The organism is Bacillus sp. NEAU-CP5 (assembly GCF_026420705.1).
Lineage (GTDB): Bacteria > Bacillota > Bacilli > Bacillales > Bacillaceae > Bacillus > Bacillus velezensis.
Genome location: NZ_JAPMOV010000001.1, coordinates 1 through 21747 on the forward strand (window position 1 = coordinate 1; position 21747 = coordinate 21747).

Sequence of the window (21747 nt, forward strand, 5' to 3'; positions counted from 1 at the left end):
GGCATTCGTGAGGCGGCGGTCACCGCCCGGAACGAACACGGCGAAACCGCGCTTTACGCCTATATTGAAGGACGGGAAAGCGATGACGTGCGGGCGGAGCTTGCGACACGCCTTCCGGCCTACATGATGCCGGCTCAGTTCATAAAGATGAGCGAATGGCCGGTCACGCCAAGCGGAAAGCTTGACCGCCGCGCGCTGCCGGCTCCCGACGGAGCGGCAGACAGACAGGCGTACACCGCCCCGCGGAACGTCACGGAAATGAAGCTTTGCGCCCTTTGGGAAGAGGTGCTGAAAAACGGCCCCGTCGGCATCCGGGATCACTTTTTTGAGCGGGGCGGCCATTCGTTAAAAGCGACGGCTCTCGTCTCCCGCATCGCCAAAGAGTTCGGTGTTCAGGTGCCGTTACAGGACATCTTCGCCCGGCCGACGGTGGAAGAGCTCGCTTCGGTTATTCAGGACTTGGAAGAAAGCCCGTATGAAGCGATTCAGCCTGCGCAAACACAGGACACCTACCCGGTGTCTTCGGCGCAGAAACGGATGTATGTGCTCCAGCAGCTTGAAGACGGCGGTGTCGGCTACAATATGCCGGCTGTGCTGGAACTGACGGGCCCGCTTGACCGCGGCCGGCTGGAGGAGACGTTCCGGCAGCTTGTGGAGCGGCATGAGTCGCTCAGAACGTCCTTTGAAACGGGGCCTGACGGCGAACCGGTGCAGCGCATCCATGACAGCGTGCCGTTTCAGCTGGATGAGGCCGAGTCAGCTGACGCATTCGTCCGGCCGTTTTGTCTGGAAGAAGCGCCGCTCTTCCGTGCGGCTCTCGTGAAAGAATCGGACGAACGTCATCTTTTATTAACGGATATGCATCATATTATTTCTGACGGTGTGTCCGTCAACACCTTGATAAAAGAATTCGGCGAGCTGTACGCAGGCCGTTCGCTTGCGCCGATGCGCCTTCAATATAAAGACTATGCCGTCTGGCAGCGGTCGTTTCAGGAGAAAGAAGGGTACCAGAAGCAGGAAGCCTATTGGCTGAAGCGGCTTGAAGGAGAGCTTCCGGTGCTTGAGCTTCCGGCTGACAAGCCCCGTCCGGCTGTCAGAAGCTTTGCGGGCGGCAGCGTATCGTGCGCGCTTGACGCTGAAACGGCATCCGGCCTTCACCGAATCGCCCGGGATCACGGCTCCACTTTGTATATGGTGCTTCTCGCCGCGTACAATACGTTACTCGCGAGATTGAGCGGGCAGGAAGACATCATCGTCGGCTCGCCGATTGCCGGGCGTCCGCACAAAGACCTTGAACCGATTCTCGGCATGTTCGTCAACACGCTCGCCATCAGAACGGAGCCGAAAGGGGACAAACGGTTCACCGATTACTTAGCGGAAGTCCGCCAGGCGGCGCTTGAGGCCTATGAGCATCAGGACTACCCGTTTGAAGAGCTGGTGGAACGGCTTGGCGTGCAGCGGGACACGAGCCGCAATCCGCTGTTTGACGTTATGTTTGTGCTCCAAAATATGGAGCGTGAATCCCTGGTGTTAAATAAGCTGCATTTGGCTCAAGCTGCGGATACAAGTCATAAAACCGCAAAGTTTGATGCCACGCTTTACGCGTCAGAAGGGTCTGACGGTTCCATCAGCTTTGATTTTGAATTCAATACAGATATCTATCAAAAACAGACAATTGAAAAATGGCTTTGTTATTTTACACGTATTCTTACAAAAGTAATTGAAAACCAAGCGATACCGCTTGGTGACATTCACGTACTGGATAATGCTGAAACAAATCGCGTCATTTATCAGTTTAATCAGACGAAAAGCGATTACCCAAGACACGAAACCATCAGCCGTTTATTTGAGCGGCAGGCAAAAGAAACCCCCGATGCCCGGGCAGTTGTATATGATGGACAAATCTTGACATACCGTGAGCTGAACGAACGGGCTAACAGAATAGCGGCGGCTCTCCGATCAAATGGCGTCGGTCCGGAAAGCGTTGTCGCCTTATTAACCGGCCGCACAACAGAGCTTGCCTCCGGAATCCTCGGAATATTAAAAGCGGGAGGCGCCTACTTGCCTATTGGTGACGATGTGCCGCGGGAACGGGCTGAATGGATGCTTAAAGACTGTAAAGCTGATATTCTTCTCCAATCTGATAAACTTGACGGTCTGCCGCTTTCAGGAAAACGTTTATTCATAGAGGATATTCAAACAAAGGCCGGCTTGAGTTCAGAAAATCCCGAACCGCTCGGCGGACCTGAATCGTTGGCCTACATGATTTATACGTCCGGATCAACAGGTGCGCCAAAAGGCGTCATGATTGAACAGCGAAGCGTGATCCGCCTTGTGAAAAACAGCAATTATATTGATTTTACGCCGGAAGACAGACTATTGTTTACTTCATCATTAGGATTTGACGTTACGACATTTGAAATATTCGGTCCGCTTTTAAACGGCGCTTCTTTATATGTAAGTGACCAGGAAACCTATCTCGACTCGGATGTTCTGGAAACATTTATACAGCAAAACGGCATTACGACACTGTGGCTGACATCGTCTCTGTTCAACCATTTATCAGAACAAAATGAACACGTGTTTTCCGGATTATCCCGATTGATTATCGGCGGGGAAGCACTGTCCCCAAGCCATGTAAACCGGGTTCGGAATGCGCTGCCGCATCTCTCAGTATGGAATGGATACGGACCGACTGAAAACACGACGTTCTCGACTTGCTTTTTGATTGAACAATCATACGATCATTCAATCCCGATCGGGCGCCCTGTCGGAAATTCAACCGCATATATCATAAACAGCAGGGGAACACCGCAGCCGATCGGCGTCATCGGCGAATTGTGCACGGGCGGAGACGGTGTGGCAAGAGGATATTTCGGCCGCCCTGAGCTGACGGAAGAAAAATTTGTCCCTAATCCTTTTGTTCCCGGAGAACGGATGTACCGCACCGGAGATTTAGCCCGCTGGCTGCCGGACGGAACGATCGAATATGCCGGGCGGATGGATGATCAAGTGAAAATCCGCGGTTATCGGGTGGAGCTGGGAGAGATTGAAGCCGCACTGAGGAGCCTGGACGGCGTGAAAGAAGCTGCCGTGTCAGTCAGAACCGGGCAGTCCGGCAATAAAGAACTGATCGCATATATGAGTCTGCAGGCGGACATGGATACAGAAAAAGTGCGTTCTTCACTGTCTAAGCAACTGCCGAATTACATGGTTCCGGCCTATATGATGGAACTTGAGAAGCTGCCGCTTACGCCGAACGGTAAATTGGATCGGAAAAATCTGCCCGAACCGGAGCTCGCGCTTCAAACCGCGTACACAGCTCCCCGCAATGAGCTTGAAGAACAGCTTTCCGTGATCTGGCAGGAAGTGCTCGGCGCAAAACAAGTCGGGATTGAGGACTCATTTTTTGAATTGGGCGGTGACTCAATCAAAGCGTTGCAAGTTTCCGCACGGCTCGGACGCTATGGGTGGAAAATGACGGCAAGTGACTTATTCCGGCACCCGTCCATTAAGGAACTCGCGCCTCTTATCCGGAAAGCGGAAAGAGTCATCGATCAGCGGCCGGTGGAAGGAGACATACCTTGGACACCCGTTCAGCACTGGTTTTTATCACAGCGGATGGAAAACAGAAATCATTTCAATCAGTCCGTCATGATGTTCAGCTCTGACGCATTGCATAAACAGCCGCTCAAAGAAGCCTTGGAGCATCTTGTCATTCATCATGATGCACTCCGGATCACTGTCAGTGCAGAAAACGAAAGTTTCAGACAAATCAATCACGGTATTCAAAAAGCTGAACTGTACAGCTTGGACATTTGGGATCTGTCTGGGACAGATACTTGGGAAAGAGAAATAGAAACTGAAGTGGCTGCGCTCCAACAGCGGATGGATATTGAAAAAGGGCCGTTATTAAAAGCCGGCTGGTTCAAAACCCGGTCCGGGGATTATTTATTCATCACCGTACATCACCTGGCGGTTGACGGAGTGTCATGGCGTATTCTGCTGGAGGATTTATCTGCCGCTTACACTCAAGCCGTAAAAGGTCAGCCGGTCCAGCTTCCGCCAAAGACCGATTCGTTTAAACAATACGCCGTAAGGCTTTCAGAATACGCAAAAAGCAGCAAGCTGATGCATGAAGAAGAATATTGGCGTTTTATTGAAGAAGAAACAGCCGCCGAACTTCCTTATGAAAAACCGCAGCATCAGACGGGAGCCGACAGCATTCGGCAAACGGTAAGCTTTACGCTTACAGAAGAAGAAACGTCCGTTTTGCTTCAGCAGGTCAACCGGGCCTACCATACCGATACGCAAGATATTCTTCTGACTGCCGCAGCTTTGGCTTTACGGGACTGGACAGGGGGCGGCAGACTGCGCATCGCGATGGAAGGGCACGGGAGAGAGCACATCATGCCGGAGCTCGACATCAGCCGCACCGTAGGCTGGTTTACCTCCATGTATCCGGTGCTCATTGACTTGAACACAGCAGGCGCTGAGCTTGGAACGGCGGTAAAAACGGTCAAAGACACACTCGGAAGAATACCGGATAAAGGAATAGGCTACGGCATTTTAAAATACATGACACCGCCTGAACAAAAAACAATCCGCTTCAGACAAGCGCCTGAAATCAGCTTTAACTATTTAGGGCAATTCAATGATACAGAAGATCAGCACACGTTCAGTCTGTCCGGTCTTGCAAGCGGGCACGACATCACACCGACATGGCAGCGGGAACAAGCGGTGGAAATGAGCGCGATGGCCGCACAAAACAAACTTCACTTCAGTTTGAGCTATCCGCCGAGCCGCTTCCGCAAAGAAACGATGGAACAGCTGCTGCAAACCTTACAGCAATATTTGCGTGATATTATGGCGCACTGCACAGGCAAAGAGGAAGCAGAAAAAACCGTTAGTGATTTTAGCAGCAAAACGTTAACATCTGATGATTTGGACAGCATAGCGAGTTTTGTCGAGGAACTGTAGAAAAAGGCGACGGGGAGATTATAACATGACAAAAAAGAATGCAATTCAGGATATTTATCCGCTGTCTTATATGCAGGAAGGAATGCTTTTTCATTCCCTCCTGCAAAAGGAATCACAGGCTTACGCCGAGCAGGCCTCCTTTTCAATAACGGGGAAGGTGGACACCCGCGTGTTTGAAGAGAGCGTTCATGCCCTTTTCGAAAGACATGATATTTTCAGAACGATCTTTATCAGCCAGAACGTGTCAGTGCCGCAGCAGGTCGTATTAAAAGAGCGGAACGTCAGCATCATTGAGGAAAATCTCACCAATTTAAACAAGGCTGATCAAATCAAGTATATCGAAGAAGCCAAACGAAGAGACCGTGAGAAAGGGTTTCAACTGCAAAAAGACATGCTGATGCGGGTGACACTGCTTCAAACCGGTGAATGTGAATATACGTGCATATGGAGTTTCCATCACATTATTATGGATGGCTGGTGTCTCGGAATCGTGCTGAAAGAGTTCTTCCAGATATACGCCTCGCGGCTCCGCCGGACACCGTTAACGCTTGAGCCCGCTGTGCCGTACGGGACCTACATCAAGTGGCTGATGGAGCAAGATAAAGAAAAAGCCGCTTCGTACTGGGAGCGATACCTTGAAGGCTTTGAGCAGCAGACTGTTCTGCCGAAGCAGAAAAAAGCCGGCGAAAGCAGACAAGAGGAAGTGACGTTTTCCTTTTCAAAAGAGGACACGGCTAAGCTGAAAGAGCTGGCCGTGAAAGAAGAGGTCACGCTGAGCACCATTTTCCACACGCTCTGGGGCATTTTGCTTCAGGCGTATAACCAGACAGAAGATGCGGTTTTTGGTTCTGTCATTTCGGGAAGGCCTTCTGAAATCGAAGGCATCGAGCGAATGATCGGCCTGTTCATTAATACCGTGCCTGTCCGGATCAGCGGGGCGGACATCCCGTTTCAAAAGCTGATCAAAAACGTGCAAAAGGACGCTTTGAAAGGACAGGCATACAGCTATCATCCGCTTTATGACATACAGGCGAATTCACAGGTAAAACAAGGCTTAATTGACCACATTCTCGTCTTTGAGAATTATCCGGTTGAACAGGAGCTTGATGTGCTGAACAGCAAGGGAGACACGAAAGACCTTTTTCACATTCATGATTTCAGCATGGAAGACGAAACCAACTACAGTTTTTACCTGATGGTGGCGCCGGGTGACGAGATTCATTTGAAAATGAGATACGATTCAAGCGTGTATGACCGCCAATTTATCGAAAATATCAAAGGCCATTTGGCATACATCGTCTCCCAGGTTCTCGACAAACCGGACATCACGCCGGACAAGCTTGAAATCATCACTCCAGGGGAAAAAGCGCAGCTGCTTGCGCCGATTTCTGAAGAGACCGAAAAACCTGAATATGACACGGTTCATGCGATGTTTGAACGGCAGGTTGCAAAAACGCCGGATCAAATCGCGATTCGGTATGAAGGTGAGTCAGTGACGTACGAAGAGCTGAACGAATCGGCTAATAAGCTGGCCCGCCTGCTGCAAAAGCGCGGATTAAAGCGGGAGGAGCCGGTAGGCGTCATGCTCGGCCGTTCCCCTTCTTTAGCGGCGGCCGTTCTCGGTATTTTAAAAGCGGGCGGCGCCTTTGTCCCGATAGATCCGGGCAGTCCAAAGGAGCGTATCCGATATGTTATTGAAAACAGCGGCTGCGTCCATGTTGTAACAGAGCGGCATCAGTCAGTCCCCGCGGAACAAAGGCTGCAAGTTACATACATAGAAGAGGCCGGGACGGAAGCGGACGGAAGCAATGTGCAATCCATTAATACGGCAGACGACCTCCTTTATATGATTTATACATCGGGAACGACAGGGAAACCGAAGGGTGTGCTGCTCGAACATAAAAATATGGCCAACCTGCTTTCTGACCAATTGACGAACACAGACATTGATTTTTGCACAAATGTGCTGCAGTACGCATCTTTGGCGTTTGACGTCTGCTATCAGGAGTTATTTTCAGTACTCTTGAGCGGCGGCACCCTCTGTATCGTGCCCGAATCAATCAAACGGGATGTTTCTCAGCTGTTTTCGTTTATTGATCAGCACAACATGGAAGTTGTGTTTTTCCCGACTGCGTTTGTCAAAATGCTTTTCAATGAAGAAGGTTATGCACAGTCTTTTCCCCGCTGTGTGAAGCATGTCATTACGGCCGGGGAGCAGCTGACCGTTTCGCGTTTGTTCAGGCAGACGCTCCGTTCACACGGTATGCATCTGCATAATCATTACGGCCCGTCAGAAACTCATGTGGTTTCAACGTATACGATTTCTGCGGGAGATGACATACCTGAACATCCGCCGATCGGGAAACCGATCCATCATAACAAGATGTATATTCTCAGCAAAAACCGGCAGCTTCAGCCTCTCGGAATTGCGGGAGAATTGTATATTTCCGGGGCGAATACAGGAAGAGGCTATGTGAACAACCCGGCGCTGACCAAAGAGAAATTTTTGCCGGATCCGTTCAGAACCGACGCCGTCATGTACCGGACCGGAGATTTAGCAAGACTGCGTGCGGACGGCCAAATTGAATACATCGGCCGGACAGATGATCAAGTGAAGATCAGAGGGTACCGGATTGAACCGAAGGAAATTGAAACCGTCCTGGCAAATCATCACGCCGTGAAAGAAGCTGCCGTTCTGATTCAAACGAATGAGTCGGGCGAAAATGAATTATGCGCTTACTGCAGCGTCTCACAAGCGACTGATCCTTCTCAGTTGCGGAGAGATTTGGCTAAAGAGCTGCCTGATTATATGATTCCGGTCAAATGGGCTTTTGTTGACTCAATTCCGCTCACTGCGAACGGAAAAGTCGATCAGCGAGCCCTTCCGGAAGCTTCGGCATACGCCACAGGCCGTCGATATACAGCTCCCCGGAATGTGACCGAGCTGAAGCTTACCCGCATATGGGAAGAAGTGCTTCAAATCGGCCCGATCGGCGTTCACGATCACTTTTTCGAGCTTGGCGGCCATTCATTAAAGGCGACGGCACTCGTTGCAAAAATAGCTAAAGAGTGCAGTGTGCAAATCCCGCTGAGCGATGTCTTCAGCCATCCGACTGTAGAAGAACTCGCCAAAATCATCAGTGAAGCAGAAGAGAACCCGTTCGCATCCATAGAAAAGACAGAAATGAAAGAAACATATCCTGTCTCATCCGCCCAAAAACGGATGTACGTCCTTCACCAGCTTGAAAATGGCGGTGTCAGCTATAACATTCCAGCCGTTTTAGAGGTGAGGGGGCCGTTTGACCGAGATAGGATGGAAGCCGTGTTCAAGGAATTGATCGGGCGGCATGAACCGCTCAGAACGTCCTTTGAAGAAAAAAACGGCCTGCCCGTGCAGAGGATTCATGACGACGTGCCGTTTGCATTTACAAAAGAACAATCAGCCGAAGCGTTTATCCGGCCGTTCGATCTCGGCAAAGCGCCCCTTTTCCGGGCGGGATTTGTCCAAATAGAAAAAGACCGGCATCTGCTTTTAGCTGACATGCATCATATTATTTCAGACGGCGTATCCGTCAATCTTTTGATACGTGAATTCAGTGAGCTGTATGCTGAGAGAAGTCTGCCGCCGTTACGGATTCAATACAAAGATTATGCCGTCTGGCAGCAATCATTTATGGCGGGCGCCGCATATCGGAAACAAGAGGAGTACTGGTTGAACCGGCTTGCCGGTGAGATTCCCGTGCTTGAATTGCCGGCTGATAAGCCGCGTCCCCCGGTGCGGAGTTTTTCCGGAGACCGGGTGTCATTTGTCATCAATGAAAAACATACAGCTCAGTTGAAAAAGCTGGCGAAAGAAAACAAATGCACATTGTATATGACGCTGCTTGGTGTGTACACGGTTCTGTTAGCCCGTTTAAGCGGACAGGAAGATATGATTGTCGGGTCTCCGATTGCAGGAAGGCCTCATGCCGACCTTGACGCCGTTCTGGGCATGTTTGTCAATACGCTTGCTTTCAGGACGCGTCCCGACGGAAGCATGACATTCAAAGAATATTTAAAAGAAATTCGCCAAACAGCGCTTGAGGCTTACGAACATCAGGATTACCCGCTAGAAGAGCTCGTCGATAAGCTCGGTGTGCCGCGGGACATGTCCCGAAATCCGCTGTTTGACACAACATTTGCGCTGCAAAATATGGAACAGCAGAAGCTTAGAGCGGCCGGACTTGAACTGCAGCCGGCAGACGTCAGCCTGCCGATTTCTAAATTTGACTTATCGCTGTACATCTCTGAAAACGCCGGTGAATTGTACTGCCAGTTTGAATACAGCACCGATTTGTTTAAGAGAAAAACGATTCAAAAATGGGCGGGATTTTTTACGACACTTGCCGAAAACGCCGCGGCTGATCCGGGCTTGGAATTAGACGATATTTCTGTTTTGACAGAAAAAGAAGAAGTGTCTCTGCTTCAAGATTTCAGCCCCTTTCAGAAAACAGCGTTTCCGCTTCATCAGTCTCTTCATGATCTGCTGGAACAGCAGGCGGAAAAAACGCCGGACCGTCCTGCGATTTTAACTGATGTCATTTCGATTACGTATCAGGAACTGAACGAAAGGGCAAACGAGCTTGCGCATCAGCTGATCAAGCGCGGCATAAGGCTGGAGGATAAAACTGCCATTATGGGCAGGCGTTCTCCTGACATGCTGATCGGCATTTACGCTGTCTTAAAAGCAGGCGGTGCATATCTGCCGATTGATCCGGATTACCCGGAAGAGCGGATTCGCTTTTTACTGAAAGACAGCGGCGTGAAATTCTTACTGGCAGAACCAGAACTTTTCGCACCAGATCTTTTTGAGGGAGAAATGATCTCTCTGAAAAGCGGACAAACAGGAAACCCTGAAGCTGCGGCCAACCCTAACGTTCCGGTAAAACCTGATTCATTGGCTTATATCATCTATACATCCGGTTCTACGGGACGCCCAAAAGGCGTGCAGGTTGAACATCGGTCAGCCGTAAACTTTTTATATTCACTGCAAACGCGTTATGGATTAAATGATTCTGACATCATTTTGCATAAAACATCCTACTCTTTCGACGCTTCGATTTGGGAGCTGTTTTGGTGGCCGATCGCGGGAGCTTCTGTTTTCCTCCTTCCGCAAGGCGGCGAGAAAGACCCTGAAATGATACTGAACGCATTGGAGAAAAACCGCATAACGGCGGCTCATTTTGTGCCATCCATGCTTCATGCTTTCTTGGAATATATAAATTCCAGAAAACAGCCGATCAAAAAGACCTGCTTAAAAAGGGTTTTTGCCGGCGGTGAACAATTGGGCCCACACTTGGTTTCCCGTTTTTATGACCTTCTGCCTGGAACGGAATTGACAAATTCCTACGGTCCGACGGAAGCGACAGTAGAAGCGGCGTACTTTGATTTGCCGCAAGGAAAAGAATTTCACAATGTTCCGATCGGCATTTCCGGGCATAACATGCGGCTGTATATTTTAAATCAAAAGAAACAGCTTCTGCCGCCGGGCTGTATTGGAGAGCTGTACATCGCTGGGACAGGGGTGGCCCGCGGCTATCTGAACCGGCCCGAGCTGACGGAGGAGCGTTTTCTCGATGATCCGTTTTATCCGGGAGAGCGCATGTATCAGACGGGCGATATCGCACGCTGGACAGAAGACGGCCTTGTTGAATGGCTCGGCCGTTCAGACGGACAAGTGAAAGTCCGCGGCTACCGGATTGAACCGGGGGAAATCGAAGCGGCGATCCGGCGCATCGACGGCATTCGTGAGGCGGCGGTCACTGCCCGGACCGAACACGGCGAAACCGCGCTTTACGCCTATATCGAAGGACGGGAAAGCGATGACGTGCGGGCGGAGCTTGCGACACGCCTTCCGGCCTACATGATGCCGGCTCAGTTTATAGAGATGACCGAATGGCCGGTCACGCCGAGCGGAAAGCTTGACCGCCGCGCGCTGCCGGCTCCCGGCGGAGCGGCAGACAGACAGGCGTACACCGCTCCGCGGAACGTCACGGAAATGAAGCTTTGCGCCCTTTGGGAAGAAGTGCTGAAAAACGGCCCCGTCGGCATCCGGGATCACTTTTTTGAGCGGGGCGGCCATTCGTTAAAAGCGACGGCTCTCGTCTCCCGCATCGCCAAAGAGTTCGGTGTTCAGTTGCCGTTACAGGAGATCTTCGCCCGGCCGACGGTGGAAGAGCTCGCTTCGGTTATTCAGGACTTGGAAGAGAGCCCGTATGAAGCGATTCAGCCTGCGAAAAAACAGGACACCTATCCGGTGTCTTCGGCGCAGAAACGGATGTATGTGCTCCAACAGCTTGAAGACGGCGGTGTCGGCTACAATATGCCGGCTGTGCTGGAACTGACGGGCCCGCTTGACCGCAGCCGGTTGGAGGAGACGTTCCGGCAGCTTGTGGAGCGGCATGAGTCGCTCAGAACGTCCTTTGAAACGGGGCCTGACGGCGAACCGGTGCAGCGCATCCATGACAGCGTACCGTTTCAGCTCGATGAGGCCGAGTCAGCTGACGCATTCGTCCGGCCGTTTTGTCTGGAGGAAGCGCCGCTCTTCCGTGCGGCTCTCGTGAAAGAATCCGACGAACGCCATCTTTTATTAACGGATATGCATCATATTATTTCTGACGGTGTGTCCGTCAACACCTTGATAAAAGAATTCGGCGAGCTGTACGCAGGCCGTTCGCTTACGCCGATGCGCCTTCAATATAAAGACTATGCCGTCTGGCAGCGGTCGTTTCAGGAGAAAGAAGGATACCAGAAGCAGGAAGCCTATTGGCTGAAGCGGCTTGAAGGAGAACTTCCGGTGCTTGAACTTCCGGCTGACAAGCCCCGTCCGGCGGTCAGAAGCTTTGCGGGCGGCAGCGTATCGTGCACGCTTGACGCTGAAATGTCATCCGGCCTTCACCGCATTGCCCGGGATCACGGCTCCACTTTGTATATGGTGCTTCTCGCCGCGTACAATACGTTACTCGCGAGATTAAGCGGGCAGGAAGACATCATCGTCGGCTCACCGATTGCCGGGCGTCCGCACAAAGACCTTGAACCGATTCTCGGTATGTTCGTCAACACGCTCGCCATCAGAACGGAGCCGAAAGGAGACAAACGGTTCACCGATTACTTGGCGGAAGTCCGCCAGGCGGCGCTTGAGGCGTATGAGCATCAAGACTATCCGTTTGAAGAGCTTGTGGAACGGCTCGGCGTACAGCGGGACACAAGCCGCAATCCGATGTTTGACGCCATGCTTGTCGTCCAGAATATAGAGCATGAGGAACTGCTGTTGGACGGTTTGCATATTCGGCCTGCGGACGTGTCCCGTCCGGTTTCCAAATTTGATGTCACTTTACAGGCTTCTGAAGGCGGGGGACAGATTCATTTTCTGTTTGAATATGCGGCGTCTTTATTCCGGAGAGAAACAATGCAACGCTGGGCTTCCCACTTTATGACGATGCTTGAACACATTGTCCGTGAACCGGAAACTTCTTTACAAGCGATCAGCATGCTGACTGCTCCGGAACGGAACCGGATTCTTTCGGACTTTAACGGCTTGACGGATCAACAGCTGCCTGAAAAAACAGTTCATGAACTGTTCATCACCCAGGCGCGAAAAACACCTGATGCCGCGGCCCTTATCAGCGGGGAAACATTGATCACATACAAAGAATTAGATGACTGGTCGAATAAAATCGCCAGAGCTCTGCAAAAACGACAGATCGGACCTGATGCAGCCGTCGGCATTGTGATACCAAGATCGCCGGAACAAGTAGCGGCAGTCTTCGGGGTTTGGAAAGCCGGAGGAGCCTACGTCCCGATAGATCCTGAATATCCGGAGGAACGCAAGCAATATATCATCTCAGACAGCGGCACAGCGCTTCTCCTTACCGCACACGGTGCGATAGAACAAGTGCCTGATCGTTTTAACGGTGAAGTGCTCGCACTGGAGGATATCCAAGAACAGGATGCTTCGCCGGTCCAGTCATTATCAGCACCGGAAGATTTGGCTTACATCATTTATACATCGGGAACGACAGGCAGGCCTAAAGGGGTTATGGTCGAACATCGATCCGTCAGCCAAACCCTTCAATGGCGGAGCGGATTTTATGATCTGAATGAGAAAGATACGATTCTTCAGCTCTTTTCATTTTCATTTGACGGTTTTGTAACAAGCATGTTCACACCGCTGATTTCCGGTGCGAAAGCGGCCGTTTTAGCCGAAGATGAAGCAAGAGATATTCTTGCTATTAAACACTATCTTGCATCTTACCGCATCACTCACATGATCATTGTTCCCGTACTGTACCGTACACTGCTTGACGTACTGGAGCCGGGGGATGCCGAGTCTCTCAGAATTGTCACATTAGCCGGAGAAGCTGTCGACCAAAACATTATCAGCCGCAGTTTATCAGTTTGTCCTCACACTGAGCTTGCCAATGAGTACGGCCCGACGGAAAACAGCGTCGCCACTACAGCGGCAAGACATATAGAACAAAGTGAGAACATCACGATCGGCCGTCCGATTGAGCATTCACACGTTTATATTTTAAACGGGGATCACCCGCAGCCGATCGGTGTAACGGGAGAACTTTGCATCTCGGGTTCCGGCCTTGCAAGAGGGTACCGCAATCTTCCTCAGCAAACGGCCCAAGCCTTTGTCCAAGACCCGTTCCAGAAGAACCGGCGCATGTACCGCACGGGCGACCTGGCAAAATGGCTGCCGGACGGCACGCTGCAATATATCGGCCGAATGGACGAGCAAGTCAAAATCAGAGGCTACCGGGTGGAACTGAAAGAAATTGAATCCGCCTTAACAGGCATAAAAGGTGTCAAAGAAGCAGCCGTCACCGCTCATACCGCATCAGCAGGCCAAACGGAACTATGCGCTTATATCGTGACAGAAGAAGGAACAGAAAGTGAAACCGTGCAGCAGGCACTCAGAAATGAAATGCCCGCTTATATGGTGCCGGCGTTCTTTGAAACACTTGAAGCCCTGCCTGTCACACCGAACGGGAAGCTTGACCGCCGCGCGCTTCCTGAGCCGCGGAAAAAAGCGCACACCGGACGGGCATTTACCGAGCCTGAAAGCGACATGGAAAAAGAGCTTTCCGCGATTTGGAGCGAAGTCCTCGGAACTGAAAACATTGCCGCGGATCAATCATTTTTTGAACTGGGCGGCGATTCCATCAAAGCCCTGCAAGTATCAGCCCGATTACATCAGGCAGGAAAACAGATCGCCGTAAAAGATATTTTCAGCCGGCCGACAATTAGGGAGCTGGCGCCTTATGTCCGTACAGAGCGGCAGCCGGTCAGCCAAGCTCCTGCAGAAGGAGAAGTGAAGTGGTCGCCGGTTCACAAATGGTTCTTCACACAAGACATGAAGGAAGCAAACCATTTTAACCAGTCCGTCATGCTGACGAGAACAAATTCAATAGATGAAGAGGCTCTGAGGAAAACGTTAAAAGCCATTACCGTTCATCATGATGCCTTGCGCCTTGTCTGCAAAAAAGACGAAGAGAAAGGTCTTCTCCTCTTCAACAGACCGGCTGACCTCGCAGATGAGCAGCTTTACAACCTGACCATAACCATATTAGAAACGGAAGGCGATGAGCATGAGAAGGAACGTTTTGTAAAACGCCGCGTCGCAGATCTTCAGAGAAACATGGATTTGGAGAACGGGCCGCTGGTACAGGCGGGGCTGTTCCGCTCTGAAGCAGAAGATTACTTGTTTCTGACGGTCCATCATCTCGCTGTCGACGGGATATCATGGCGGATTTTATTGGAAGACTTGGCTTCTGCTTATGAGCAGGCCGTCTCTGGACAGGAAATCAAACTCCCTCCGAAAACCATGTCATTCAAAACATATACGGAGCAGCTGGCCGATTATGCCGAAAGCAGACAGCTGCTTCAGCAGGCTGAGTATTGGCGGGAGATTGAACACTATGAAACAGAAAGTCTTCCTTACGAGCAGGCAGATTTATCTCAAACTCCTGCAAAAAAACGGAACACGGTATCCTTCACTCTGACAGAAAGTGAAACGGACGCCCTGTTGAAAGATGTGCACAGCGCCTACAATACGGATACGCAAGATGTGCTTTTGGCTTCCGCCGTGCTTGCCATTCAAAAGTGGTCGCCGCGGCACGCTTTGAAAATCGCCCTTGAAGGACACGGGCGCCAATCGGAGCAGGCAGGTGCGGACATCAGCAGGACAGTGGGGTGGTTCACTTCCATTTACCCGGTGCTTTTCCGGAGCGGAGCTTATGAACCTCTTGAAGAATATGAAATTCGCACATTGAAAACCGTCAAAGACACATTGCGGCGCATTCCGGATAAAGGGAACGGATACGGCGTCCTCAAATATTTAACACCGCCGAAGCTTGCCGGGATGACCTTCGGGAAAGCACCGGAGATCAGCTTTAATTATCTCGGACAATTCGATGCGCCCGGCGGGAATCCGGCAGAAACGGAACAGCCAGACGCGTTTCAGTTTTCTCCTTTGGGAGGCGGAGATGATGTGACAGATACATGGAAACGGGAGCAGTCACTTGAAATCAGTGCGATTGCGGCAAAAGGCCGGATGACCGTCAGCATTTCCTATGAAACGGAGCGCTTCCGGCAAGATACGATCGAACGGCTGTCCGAAAGCTGCCGGTATTATCTCCTGAAACTGTCGGAACACTGCCTCAGCAAAACCGATACGGAGAAGACCGTCAGTGACTTTGATGATCGGGAGCTGACTGAGGAAGCCTTGCAGGATATTGCCGACTTACTCAGCTTCCACTAAAATCGAGCGGGAGGAACACATGGACAAAACGAAAAATATCCAAAACATTTATCCCCTCAGCCGAATGCAGGAAGGAATGCTTTTTCATTCCTTTCTGCAAAAGGAGGGGGCTGCATATATCGAGCAATCCGTCTTCACCATAAAAGGCCGGCTTCGTCCGGAATTGTTTGAGCAAAGCGTACAGTCTGTCATCAGCCGCCACGATATTTTCAGAACGGTTTTTTTACCTCATGTCGCTCAGCTGAACGGCCCCCGCCAAGTTGTGCTGCGTGAGCGGGAATTCCGGCTGCACCGCGAAGATCTTACACATTTGGACGAAGCGGAACAGAGCATCTATTTACAGCGATTTAAGGAACGTGACCGCTTAAAAGGCTTTGACTTGCAAAAGGATATGCTGATGCGTGTTTCTTTGTTTAAAACGGCTGACGAAAAATATGTATGCGTCTGGAGCCACCATCACATCCTTATGGACGGCTGGTGCCTCGGCATCGTCCTTCAGGAATTCATGCATATGTATCGGGCGATTGAATCAGGCTCACCCGTCACACTGGCGCCCGCAAAGCCTTACAGCACTTATATTACATGGCTGACTGATCAGGACAAAGACGCGGCTTCTGAATATTGGAAAGGATATTTAGCAGGCTGCGAGACACCCTCAGGACTCCCGAAAATATCGGCCCGTCCCCAGGACAAAGGCTACCGCAAGAAAGAGCTCCTGTTTTCTTTAGATCAAAACCTGACAGACAGGCTGAAAACCATCGCCAAAGAAGAGGGCGCTACGCTCGCGGTTCTTATGCAGACTGTATGGGGCCTGATGCTGCAGCGCTACAACCGGACGGATGATGCCGTATTCGGCGCCGTCGTATCAGGGCGGCCTTCCGTCATTGACGGCGTGGAAAGCATGATCGGGCTGTTTATCAATACCGTGCCGGTACGCATTAAAACGGGTGACGAAAGCTTTAGAGAACTGCTGGGGCGCTTGCAGAAAGAAATGCTTGATTCAGAGGCGTTCAGCTATCATCCGCTTGCTGACATCCAATCTCAGACTGAGCTGAAACAGGATTTAATCGACCATATTATCGTGTTTGAAAATTATCCGATTCAGCAGCAGATGAAAGACGCGGAAAAGGAATCGGATGCACCGTTCCGGATCGGGAATGTCAACGTTTCGGAACAATCGGGCTACGATTTTAACCTCATCATAGCGCCTGGCGATGAGCTGCTCATCAAATTCAGCTACAATGCGAACGTTTATGACGAAGTATGGATAGAGAGCGTAAAAGGACACTTGGAAGAAGCTCTGCGCGGCGCCGCCTTCAATCCCGATGTTCCCGCTGATCGGCTTCCGATGCTCGGACAAAAGGAAAAATCAAGAATAATCGGCGAATTTAATGACACGAAAACAACTTATGAAAGAGACGAAAGCATCATCAGCCTGTTCAGCCGACAGGTGAAGAAAACCCCGGACCATCAGGCGCTTCACGCCGGCGGGCTGACGATGACGTACCGGGAGCTCGATGAACGGTCAACTGCATTCGCCCGCACCCTGCTGGAAAACGGTTTGGCGCCAAAGGGAATTGCCGGGATTCTGGCCGAACGCTCACCGGAATTTATCATCGCTGTTCTCGCTGTATTGAAAGCGGGAGGGACGTACCTTCCCCTTGATGCAGAACTGCCATCCGACAGGATTGCCGATATGCTCACTGAGAGCGGAGCACAGCTGTTAACGGTACAAAAAGGGATTGAGACTGATATTGACTTTTCTCACATCATCTCTATCCCGGCTGCAGCTGAAAAACAAACAGCTGATGCGGGAAAACTGAATACCGATACAGCACCTGATGACCTTGCCTATATTATGTATACATCCGGTTCAACAGGAAAACCGAAGGGCGTGATGATTTCCAACCGAAACGTCGTATCGCTCGTGTCAAACAGCAATTACACGTCGGCTGGCATGTCGGACCGCCTCATTCTGACAGGGTCCATCGGTTTTGACGCAGTGACATTTGAAATCTTCGGAGCGCTTTTGAACGGAGCATGTCTTCATGTGGTTGACCGCTCGACAATGCTTGCCACTGAGAGGTTCGGCAATTATCTTTCTTCCAACCGTATTACGATTCTGTTTTTGACGACGGCGCTCTTTAACCAGTTTGCCCAGGCAGATCCGGAGATGTTTTCCGGCTTGCACACCTTATATGTCGGCGGAGAAGCATTGTCCCCGGCGCTCATCAATAAGGTCAGACACCGCTGTCCGAATCTCAGCCTTTATAACATATACGGACCGACGGAAAATACGACATTTTCCACCTTTTACGAAATCAGGCATGACTTTTCTCAGCCGATCCCAATCGGAAAACCGATCAGCAATTCAACCGCGTATATCATTGATAAAAATGGCGGACTTGCGCCGATCGGCGTGCCCGGTGAGCTTTGTGTCGGCGGTGACGGGGTTGCCAAAGGCTATTTAAACAGGCCTGACTTAACAAGTGAAGCATTTGTCAGCCATCCGGTTCATCCTGAAGAAAAGATCTACAAAACAGGCGACTTGGCACACTGGCTGCCTGATGGAAGCATCGGATACATCAGCCGTATCGACCGCCAATTCAAGATTCGCGGGAAGCGGATTGAGCCGGCCGAAATTGAAGCACGCTTGACTGAAATAGATGGAATCAGAGAATCGGCAGTCATCGCAGCAAAAGAAGGACAAGAAGCAATCCTTTGTGCGTATTATACAGGAGCACATGCTGAAGAAAGAGCCATTCGATCCCTGTTGGCCAGGTCGCTTCCCGACTATATGATTCCGCAGTATGTGATTAAGCTTGACCGTATGCCGCTTACCGCAAACGGCAAAGTGGACCGCCGCCGGCTGCCTGCGCCGGAACGGAAAAAAACGTCATCAAAAGCCGTTCCGCCACGAAACTGGGTAGAGCGTGAGCTGATCGACATTTGGACGCCGATCCTCGGCTGCGGGGAGCTGGGCATACAGGATGACTTCTTTGAGCTGGGCGGCCATTCTTTGAAAGCATTGCAAGTGATTCATCAGCTGAAGACCAGGCAGCAGATGGATGTGCCGATTGAAATGATATTTGAATATCCGACAATTGAACAATTGGCTGAAAAGCTGTATTCCAGCACACTGTCGGAAGCTGCCGAACAGCATATCAGCAGACTGAATCAGCCGAAAGGCCGCAACCTATTCTGTTTTCCGCCTATCTCAGGTTTCGGGATTTTCTTTAAAGATCTTGCGGCGGCATTAAACGGACGGGCTGCTGTGTACGGTTTTAACTTTATTGAAGAAGACAGCAGAATGGAACAATACATTGATAAAATGCTGGAAATCCAGCCGGAAGGCCCTTATATCCTCTTCGGATATTCAGCGGGCGGCAATACGGCATTCGAGGCGGCAAAAGCGATGGAAAAGCGAGGCTTAGAAATCAGCGACGTCATTATCGCAGACGCGTACAGAAAGCTTGACGCACTGCCGCCGCAGCCAACAAACGCAACAGCCGAAAATGTCCCGGAAGCCGTCAGGGAAGCGGTCATCAGAAAAACAGAGTGCTATCAAACGTACTGGGCGGAACTGATAAATGACGGCCAAATCGCGGCAAACCTCCATTTTATCGAAGCCGGCATAAAGGAAGAGCACAGTGATAAGACCGAGCCGATGAAGTGGGAAGGCGCCACAACGGGACTCTATCAGGAATATCAAGGCGGGGGCGCCCATAAAGATATGTTTGAACCCGCCTTTGCACAGCAAAATGCTGAGGTCATACTGGACATCATTGCAAACAGCGGAAGACGCTTGGCGCGGAATCTGTAACATCCGGCAGAATGGATGAAGAAGACAAAGGGCAAGATAGGGGAATCAAACTCAGTTTTTTTGGAGGCTTTGACATGACGAACCTATCTTGGCTTACGTATGTAATGATCATTCTTGCCAGCTACCGGCTGACCCATTTGATCGTATTTGATAAGATTACGGAATTCATAAGAAAACCCTTTATAAAGCAAGAAAAAACCGTCGATCAAAACGGGCGCGCCGTCCAAAAAAAAGTCCCTTCCTCCGCATTCGGTTATATGCTGCAATGTTATTGGTGTGCGGGCGTCTGGTGCGCCATATTGATCGGTATCTGCTACTTGGTCTGGCCCCGCTATGCACATCCGGTTATTTTCATTTTATCCATCGCCGGAGCGCAGGCCATTCTTGAAACTTGTGTCGGCGTCGGAACGAAGGTCATTGACGTGCTCGCCGCCATAAAACATAAAAAGTCCTGAAGCGTTTTATTCGCTTTAGGACTTTTTTCTTTCCCTTTTAGGCTGAGAGGAGCAAAGCAGGCTTTCTGATTCACCGCCCGGAATGCTTCGGAATACCGTAAAGCAGAGAGGGGGAAAAACATGAAAAGCTGCCGTTTTAGCATGATATGGTTTTTGGCCGTTGTACTGACAGCCGGTATCTTTACATTCTCAGCATCCGCACAAGCAAGCGGCACTCAGCCGGAGAGAGAAATGAGAGCCGTATGGATCGCGTCTGTCACCAATATCGACTGGCCCTCTAAAAAAGGGCTGTCGCCGGAAGAGCAAAAAAGAGAATACAGCAAGCTGCTGGATGACGTTCAGGAGATGGGAATGAACGCCGTTATCGTCCAAATTAAGCCTGCGGCTGATGCTTTTTATCCATCAGATTACGGGCCTTGGTCAGAGTATCTGACAGGAACACAAGGCAAAAATCCGGGCTACGATCCGCTTGCTTTTTTAGTTGAAGAGACACATAAACGGAATCTTGAATTTCACGCTTGGTTCAATCCTTACCGGATCACGATGAATCACACAAATTTGAATGCGCTTTCAGATGATCATCCCGCGCGTTCCCATCCGGACTGGGTCGCTGCATACGGAAAACAGCTGTACTATAATCCGGGCATTCCGGAAGTAAGACAATTTATAACGGATGGAATCAAAGAAGTGGTCAGCCGTTATGACATTGATGGCGTTCATATGGATGATTATTTTTATCCTTATAAAATTGCCGGACAGGAATTCCCCGATCAGGCGGAATACGAACGGTACGGAAAAGCTCACTTTGCATCAGTTGATGACTGGCGCAGGGATAACGTCAACCGGCTTGTAAAAGAAATCAACCAAACCATCAAACGAGAAAAACCTTATGTCAAATTCGGAATCAGCCCGTTCGGCGTATGGAGAAATGCCGCAGATGACCCGACAGGCTCCGAAACGGCCGCAGGGGTGCGGAACTACGATGATTTATATGCTGATACGAGAGAATGGATCCAAAAAGGATACATTGATTACATCGCACCGCAAATTTACTGGAGCATCGGATTTAAAGCGGCGGCATATGACGTCTTAGCGGATTGGTGGGGAAAAGAAGTGAACAATCGGCCGGTGCATTTATATATCGGGCAGGCAGCTTATAAAATCAACAACAATGCTGATCCGGCCTGGGCCGACCCGGGGGAATACGGAAGACAGATTACTCTAAACAGGGGATCAGCTTGGATTAAAGGCAGCATGCATTTCAGTTTAAAGGATTTAAACCGTAATCCGCTCGATGTGAAAAACCGTTTGATCAAAGACATGTACAGCCGGCCCGCATTAATTCCCGAGATGCCTTGGCTCGGACATTCCGCTTTAAAAAAACCGTCTGTCAAACGGGCGGAGAAGAATGCTTCAGGCCATACACTCTATATTGAAGATGCGAAATCCAACGGTAAAAAAACGGCTTATTACGCCATTTACCGCGCAGAAAAGGGAAAGCAGCCTTATTTAGTGGATACAGTCAGAAAAACATCGTCACGGACGCAGACATTTTCAGATACTGATACTCGGGCGAAAGGAGCCTGCACCTATATCGTTACTTCCGTTGACAGGCTTCACCATGAGAGCCGTCCCTCCGCAAAACGGATGGTTAAATAGCATTATTAATAAAACTGACAGTT

General features: G+C 50.5%; 5 protein-coding genes. All 5 read left to right on the forward strand.

Going from position 1 to position 21747, the window contains the following annotated elements:
- A partial coding sequence (locus OTK50_RS00005; protein ID WP_266121811.1) for a non-ribosomal peptide synthetase occupies positions 1 to 4980 on the forward strand: 4980 nt, incomplete at its 5' end.
- 25 nt (positions 4981 to 5005) lie between these two features.
- Complete coding sequence (locus tag OTK50_RS00010) at positions 5006 to 15787, forward strand: non-ribosomal peptide synthetase (RefSeq protein ID WP_224224337.1); 10782 nt, start codon at positions 5006 to 5008, stop codon at positions 15785 to 15787.
- Positions 15788 to 15806: 19 nt separating this feature from the next.
- Positions 15807 to 19610, forward strand: a complete 3804-nt coding sequence (locus OTK50_RS00015) for a non-ribosomal peptide synthetase (RefSeq protein WP_239033820.1) — start codon at positions 15807 to 15809, stop codon at positions 19608 to 19610.
- 74 nt (positions 19611 to 19684) lie between these two features.
- Positions 19685 to 20065, forward strand: a complete 381-nt coding sequence (locus OTK50_RS00020) for a DUF1360 domain-containing protein (RefSeq protein WP_003153891.1) — start codon at positions 19685 to 19687, stop codon at positions 20063 to 20065.
- 120 nt (positions 20066 to 20185) lie between these two features.
- Positions 20186 to 21724 carry a glycoside hydrolase family 10 protein gene (locus tag OTK50_RS00025; RefSeq protein WP_224224335.1) on the forward strand — a complete coding sequence of 513 codons (1539 nt, stop codon included), beginning with the start codon at positions 20186 to 20188 and terminating at the stop codon, positions 21722 to 21724.
- The last annotated feature ends 23 nt before the right edge of the window (positions 21725 to 21747 follow it).

Bases quoted from the DNA above. Each gene is read 5' to 3' on its own strand.
- OTK50_RS00010 (WP_224224337.1), top strand. From the start codon at position 5,006: ATGACAAAAAAGAATGCAATTCAGGATATTTATCCGCTGTCTTATATG.
- OTK50_RS00015 (WP_239033820.1), top strand. From the start codon at position 15,807: ATGGACAAAACGAAAAATATCCAAAACATTTATCCCCTCAGCCGAATG.
- OTK50_RS00020 (WP_003153891.1), top strand. From the start codon at position 19,685: ATGACGAACCTATCTTGGCTTACGTATGTAATGATCATTCTTGCCAGC.
- OTK50_RS00025 (WP_224224335.1), top strand. From the start codon at position 20,186: ATGAAAAGCTGCCGTTTTAGCATGATATGGTTTTTGGCCGTTGTACTG.